Consider the following 6,352-nt stretch of genomic DNA (forward strand, 5'->3'; position numbering starts at 1 on the left):
GTTATAGGTCTGATCATATTATTGATGATTGAGCAGGCTCACCCCTTTTTTGATTTTTTTAAGGGATCGGTCCGGAAAAAAGGCAGGCATCTTGTTGCAAACATGGCATTGGGGCTGACGAACGCCCTGGTCATTTCGGTCTTCTTTGTGGGGACCTGGCTTTGGGCGTCCAATTGGGCCTATGAAAATGAGTTCGGAATTCTCAACTGGCTGCTGGCGGCGGGGATGCCGGCATGGGGACATGCGGTCGGTGCGATATTGCTTATGGATGCGTGGATGTACCTATGGCATGTAATGAATCATAAAATTCCACTATTCTGGCGCTTTCACCGCGTACATCATGCCGACCCTAGTATGGATGTCACCACTGCCAGCCGGTTCCATACCGGGGAAATTATTTTTTCATCGGCCCTGCGAATCGGGGTGATTGTGATAACAGGACTCTATCTCTGGGAGCTGCTGCTCTATGAAACTGTCATGTTTGCCGTTGTTCAGTTTCACCATGCCGATATTGCTTTGCCTGAAAAACTGGACAAAGCGCTGCGCGTTGTTATCGTAACTCCTGCTATGCACAAAGTACATCATTCCCGGTGGCAGCCCGAGACAGACTCAAATTACAGTTCGCTGTTTTCATTCTGGGACCGTATGTGGCAAACTTTTCGGCTCCATAATCCACTGAAAAGCTTGCGAATAGGACTGGATGAGTTTGATTCCGTGGAAGATCAAAAAGTGAAGGGACTCTTCAGCATGCCGTTTCGCGATGGAAGTAGAGGAGAAGAAAATAATGAAAAATAGGTGTAAATATTGAAACTCAAAATACCGCCTGCCATAGTAACGCTGGTTATGATCTTCGCACCGCGTAGTACACTGGGACAGAATTTTGACAGGATCATAGTTCGATTCTTACCGAAAAGAAGTTATTTTCCCTCTGGAAATTTTTATTAAGCAAATCCCGAGATATGAACATGTTCAAAACGTTTGGAGTTAGCCTTTTTCTGTTCCTTTCTTCTTCTTTCCAGGGAGGATGGGCCCAGGATCATAGTAGGTACGGATCTAAAGAAGACAAGCCCAAGCTGGTGGTGGGTATTGTGGTGGATCAAATGCGGTACGATTATTTGCCCCGGTATTGGGATAAGTTTGAAGAAGGGGGCTTTAAACGATTGGTCGGCGAGGGATACAATTTTAAAAATCATCATTATAATTATTTTCCCACCTACACCGGACCCGGCCACGCCGCTGTTTATACCGGCACCACGCCGTCGGTCAATGGAATTGTGGGAAACTCCTGGTACGATCGGTCGATCGGGAAGGATATGTATGTAGTTTCCGATTCAACCGCCCGGCCTGTGGGCACGGATGGCGAAGCGGGAAAGATGTCCCCGGCCAACCTAATGAGCACCACGGTGACCGATGAACTTAAGTCCGCCGACCAGGAAGGCAGGGTTATAGCCGTTTCCACAAAGGATCGCGGGGCCGTGCTGCCGGCGGGACATCTGGGAGACGGGGCCTACTGGTACGAAGGAGCCTCGGGAAATTTTATTACCAGTTCCTGGTATGCCGATGCATTGCCTGACTGGGTCCGGGAGTTCAACGACGAGGGGCTGGCTAAAGAGCTTAGCAATAAAACCTGGGATACCCTGCTGCCCATCGAGGAGTATACGGAGAGCAATCCCGACAATACGCCGTATGAAGGAACCTTTGAAAAGGAGGACCGACCCGTCTTTCCCCATAACCTGGCAGAAAACAGGGGGGATGCTTACGGTATCATTAATTCCACGCCGTTCGGAAATACGCTCGTGAAAGAATTGGCCAAGCGGGCCCTGGATGCTGAACAGCTGGGAGCAGATGAGACCACTGATTTTTTAAGCGTCAGCTTTTCATCCACCGATTATGTGGGACATAAGTTCGGTCCGCATTCAATCGAGCTGCAGGATACGTATATGCGGCTCGACCGCGACTTGGCGGACCTGTTGGAGTATTTGGACCAAAAAGTCGGAGTGGGCAACTACCTGGTTATGCTGACTTCCGACCACGGGGCGGTGGATGTCCCTGCAGAATTAATGGACAAAAAATTACCGGGCGGGTATTTCAACAGCGAAGGGGTCATGGAGGTGCTTGAGCGGTATCTGAATGGAAAATACGGCGAGGGCGAATGGGTGGAGGCCTATGCCAACCAGCAGGTATACCTGAATCGTGAACGGGTGCGGAGCAGGGAATACTCGCTGAAGAAAATGCAACGGGATGTGGCGGACTTTTTACTGCAGTTTAAGGCTGTGTCTTCTACGAATACGGCCTACAATTTCCGGAACAAACATTATGATGACGGCTACCAGGCGATGTACCAGCGGGGTTTTCAGCATAACCGGTCGGGGGATGTTTATATTCAGCTGAAGCCGGGCTGGCTGGATCGTCGTTCCGATACGGGCACCTCGCACGGCTCGCCCTATAATTATGATACGCACGTGCCGCTGCTTTTTTATGGGTGGGGCGTGCCCCGGGGAGAAACAACCGAGAAAACGGTCATTCCGCAAATTGCACCGACCCTCTCGATGATGCTGGATATCGGTTTTCCCACCGGCTCACCGGCTCACATTCTCGATTTTAAATAATTGCTGTCTATAGTTATAGAAGTTTGCCCAGGCTGAATCCCAGCCACACAAAAAGCAACCCCAGGGCCAGACTGCTGACGGCGTATAAAAAAGCGTACCCGGTATGCCCATTTTGCAGCAGTGAGAAAAACTCGAAGGAGAACGTAGAAAAAGTGGTGAACCCCCCGCAAAATCCCGTGGCCAGCAGCAGCCGCGCCTGCTGACTCAGGTTTTCGGTCAGGGCTGCGGCGATAATGATGCCGATAAGAAAGGAGCCGGCCAGGTTCACGGTAAAAGTTCCGAAGGGATAGACGGTGGACCAGCTTGCTTTCATGTAGTAGGATATCAGGTAGCGAAGTACGCTTCCGGCAAATCCCCCGATGCCCACCATAAAGATAGTCTGTACCATGATTACTCGTAACGGGTCAGTTATAACTAGTTTATTAGTGCCTTGCCAAAGTCGTGGACGGCCGATTTTGTCACACGCAGAACAATTTCAATCTCGTCAATCTTCTTGGGCTACTCAAAATATTAGGTAGACGAAGAGGCATTGCAGCGTGATGGGCAGGAGTCGTCAGTCTCGTCGCTGGGAGAAGAGCCGAGGGCGAATTCATTTCCATCACCTCATCTCTGTGCCTGAACCGGCAGCCGGATGTTCCGGGTTCCGGTTCGCCTGAATTCCAGCAGTACATTCACCGAATCCCCCGCCGCCAGGCCCTCTTTCAGTTTTATCAACATAATATGCAGTCCCCCGGGCTGAAGATACAGGTTGTCACCGGATTCTATAACGCGGCTGGGTACAGGACGCATAGCCGACATGCCGTTTTCTCCTTTGTATGATTCATGGACCTCGGCTTTCCGGGCGGCATCGCTGCTTACCCCCGCCAGGGTATCCGGGTAGGCTGTTTTGTTGCGGATCGTCAGGTAAACAGCGCTCATCATGCCTTCGGCGCCGGGACGCGCCCACCCGTCGGCCAGTTCAATGGTACCGGCAGCGATATCTTCTTTCTCGTTGCTTTCGCTGGAGCCACATCCCCATAAGAGCAGCAGGGGAGATACTAAGATCAACAGGAGATAGCGATAAAGAGACATAATCAGCGTATTTTTTGAAGGTCTTCGATCACATTTTCAGGCGGGACGACATTAGCCGGATATTCTGTCCTGATCCGCCCCTGCTTATCCATGATATAAATCGTATTGGAGTGCCTCATAAAATAGTCGCTGCTATCTTGCTGCAGGGAATCGATCCGGGCCTTCTCGGCAACGATATTGAGCTTTGAGAGTAGCGAGTCGATCTCGGGAGGCTGACCCGTAAGCAGTGAAAACTGGTGGTTCAGGCTGTAGACATCCTTGTATTCCGCAAGCACGGAGGGGGTGTCGCGTTCGGGATCAAAAGTGATTTCCACAAAACGAATATCACTGGTATCCGCCAGCTCGCTCTGGATATTCTTCATATTTGCCGTGATGACGGGACATACATCCGGGCAGTGCGTGTAGATAAAGGTAATGAGGGTTGTCTTTCCACTGTAATCATTGGGAAAGCGCACCGCGGAACTGTCTTCATTGAGCAGCTCGTAGGAATTATCATTCAAATCAATAATCGTATCGGGATTGTTACAGGCAGCCAGCGATAGCGATATCCCCAGCGCGGCAATGATCCAAAGCATAAAATTAGTTGGTTTCATAATGGTCAAATATAACGCTCTGTCGTGTGGTTAAAAAGTAAATTACAGGTCGGCAAAAAAGACATTAACGCCTGCAACCGGATGCTGTGTGTCCCGATCCAGTACAGTGCCTGTTAGGTTTTTTGTTGCTGCGCGGCGAAATTCTAATCGCTTTAGGCACAAACGTACGGAGGGGACAGTGAGAGAGACAGGTTGCTGATGGCGATACCAAAAGTGGTTATCTTACGAAAAGGCTGTCCCGACAACTATGTTACCTGTGGGGGGAAAGGGGTTCAGGCTGCCAGAGAGAATCAAACTCTTCGGTTTCAATAACAAAAGTTTGCCTGGCGATTTTATTAAAACGCCTGTAAGAGACTTTTGCAAAGCCGTTTTTATGCCCAATGGCTACATTTCAGCGATTTCAAAAACCTCATGTATTGCGTGTATACTACGGTTTTAAAATCGCTCAGGAGTTGATATAGAATAAAACTCCTGGTTTTACAAAGGTCTCATTAAATGTGTCCCAGCAACCAAAAAATAAGAATAATAATGAGGATCGTGCCAAGAATACCGCTGGGACCATATCCCCAACCACGGCTATAGCGCCAGCTCGGCAGAGAACCAATAAGCATCAGGAGAACAACGATAACAAGAATAGTACCTAACATAACAGACCTCAATGAATTAAGGTGAATGAACCACCGGTGAACCCTTATTTAATATGCTCTAACGGAATGTGAACCTAAAATGTTCCCCCCGGGTTGGGAAAAATATGATATAATATAAAAGACTGGCTATTGCCTTTTCCTTTTTTCCTCAAGCAGGTGCCGCATGATTACGTGAGCCGCTTGAAGCGTTACCTCCTTTAGCTTCTGCCGGTCGGCCCGGTCATCCACTTCATAGGTAACAGCATCCGCGCCAAAGGCATGGTAGATCCAGTTTTTCGCAATAGGAGAATTGGTGTCGAAGGGCTCCACATTGAAGGGGGTCTCCGGAAAGTGTTCTTGCAGGGTTTCTATCCACCGGTAAGTAAAATCTTCCGGGAAGGTGGATATATCCTGTTTGATGGGATAAAAAATATTTGATTTCGTCGAATGAAAGTCGATCCCGTAATACACCCGCCGTTCCGGGCGATCGTCAATCGGAAGCAGGTCGTCACGGATAGCCCGGGTTTCCGGCTGGTTGAAGTTTTCCCAGTCGCGATTCAAGTCGATACCGGCCCCGTTGTGTCGCCAGTGTCCCCCCGCCACCCCATCCGGATTGACCAGCGGATAGGCCCAAATTTCAAATTCTTTTCGGAAGTTTTTCGCAAGTTCCGTATCCGCTGCCAATGCCTCGATAAACGCCCGGCTGGCCAGCCCCCCGGTTACCTCGGGTGGATGCTGCCGACCGGTGATCACGAGTACGCCCTGGTTGCGGTCCGGGGAAGCGCTGCCGATTGTCATTTTTATGACAGGGCGTTGCTGGTGTGAGTACCCGACAGTATCCAGTCGCGTCCGGGTGGCCGTGCCGATAGAGTCCATCCACGCGACCATATCCTGGTAGGTAAGCAGCTCTTGTGCCGAAATCCATAGGGGATTTTCATTCAGGTCGAGGGTCAGGATAGCCGTGCCGGAGGTGTCTGCCCGGATGTCAGAAGAATCGATCCTTTTCCACTGCTTTCCATCCCTGCTCAGCTTAGGCCGGTAGCGGTGCTTACCGTGCTTATAGAAGAGTTGGAGGTTAACCGTGGCTGGGGAGTCGCTGTGCATTTTAAATGAATACCAGGGACTGTTGTTAACAGGATGATTTTCAGGTTCTATGACAGCACGGTACAGCGAATCACTGACCCGGTAGAAGTCACTCATCCGCGCCCCTTCGAATTCGTTGCTTATCCATATCCCGTCGCCTTTGATACCAATCGTGCGGCTATACGGTGATTGGATTTCTTTATCAACAGTGTTGGTTACCCCTTCGGGATCGTAAGAATATCCGGAAAACTCTTCGCTGCTCTTGCAACTTTGCAATATGATGAACGTGAACAGAAGAAACCAAAAAAATCGGGAAAAGTGCATAAGTTACTTTCGACCTGGATTTTTCATGAATAATATGGAATCAAGC

At 49.7% G+C, this 6,352-nt stretch carries 7 protein-coding genes; 2 read left to right on the plus strand and 5 right to left on the minus strand.

Annotated elements, in window-relative coordinates:
• Nucleotides 1-795: sterol desaturase family protein (locus ACESLU_RS09995; protein WP_372638512.1), on the plus strand; the 795-nt coding region annotated here is incomplete at its 5' end.
• Between the two features lie 164 nt (nucleotides 796-959).
• Nucleotides 960-2,609, plus strand: a complete 1,650-nt coding sequence (pafA, locus tag ACESLU_RS10000) for an alkaline phosphatase PafA (RefSeq protein WP_372638513.1) — start codon at nucleotides 960-962, stop codon at nucleotides 2,607-2,609.
• A 13-nt stretch (nucleotides 2,610-2,622) separates the two neighbouring features.
• Here pafA and crcB read toward each other — a convergent pair whose 3' ends face one another.
• From crcB to ACESLU_RS10025, 5 genes are all read right to left on the minus strand, one after another.
• Nucleotides 2,623-2,997, minus strand: a complete 375-nt coding sequence (gene crcB, locus ACESLU_RS10005; RefSeq protein WP_372638514.1) for a fluoride efflux transporter CrcB — start codon at nucleotides 2,995-2,997, stop codon at nucleotides 2,623-2,625.
• 215 nt (nucleotides 2,998-3,212) lie between these two features.
• Nucleotides 3,213-3,680: a copper chaperone PCu(A)C gene (locus ACESLU_RS10010; protein ID WP_372638515.1), complete on the minus strand. Its 468-nt coding sequence runs from the start codon at nucleotides 3,678-3,680 to the stop codon at nucleotides 3,213-3,215.
• Nucleotides 3,681-3,682: 2 nt separating this feature from the next.
• A complete protein-coding gene (locus ACESLU_RS10015) occupies nucleotides 3,683-4,255 on the minus strand; it encodes an SCO family protein (RefSeq protein WP_372638516.1) in 573 nt (190 codons plus the stop codon).
• A gap of 509 nt (nucleotides 4,256-4,764) precedes the next feature.
• Nucleotides 4,765-4,920: a DUF3309 family protein gene (locus ACESLU_RS10020; RefSeq protein WP_372638517.1), complete on the minus strand. Its 156-nt coding sequence runs from the start codon at nucleotides 4,918-4,920 to the stop codon at nucleotides 4,765-4,767.
• A gap of 126 nt (nucleotides 4,921-5,046) precedes the next feature.
• Nucleotides 5,047-6,306 (minus strand): M14 family metallopeptidase, encoded by a 1,260-nt coding sequence (locus tag ACESLU_RS10025; RefSeq protein WP_372638518.1) that lies wholly within the window; start codon nucleotides 6,304-6,306, stop codon nucleotides 5,047-5,049.
• Between the last annotated feature and the right edge of the window lie 46 nt (nucleotides 6,307-6,352).

The organism is Fodinibius sp., assembly GCF_041642155.1.
Classification (GTDB): domain Bacteria; phylum Bacteroidota; class Rhodothermia; order Balneolales; family Balneolaceae; genus Fodinibius.

What these genes read in the sequence shown, in the direction of transcription:
- pafA (WP_372638513.1), top strand. Translation starts at nt 960, where the DNA reads ATGAACATGTTCAAAACGTTTGGAGTTAGCCTTTTTCTGTTCCTTTCT.
- crcB (WP_372638514.1), bottom strand. Translation starts at nt 2,997, where the DNA reads ATGGTACAGACTATCTTTATGGTGGGCATCGGGGGATTTGCCGGAAGC.
- ACESLU_RS10010 (WP_372638515.1), bottom strand. Translation starts at nt 3,680, where the DNA reads ATGTCTCTTTATCGCTATCTCCTGTTGATCTTAGTATCTCCCCTGCTG.
- ACESLU_RS10015 (WP_372638516.1), bottom strand. Translation starts at nt 4,255, where the DNA reads ATGCTTTGGATCATTGCCGCGCTGGGGATATCGCTATCGCTGGCTGCC.
- ACESLU_RS10020 (WP_372638517.1), bottom strand. Translation starts at nt 4,920, where the DNA reads ATGTTAGGTACTATTCTTGTTATCGTTGTTCTCCTGATGCTTATTGGT.
- ACESLU_RS10025 (WP_372638518.1), bottom strand. Translation starts at nt 6,306, where the DNA reads ATGCACTTTTCCCGATTTTTTTGGTTTCTTCTGTTCACGTTCATCATA.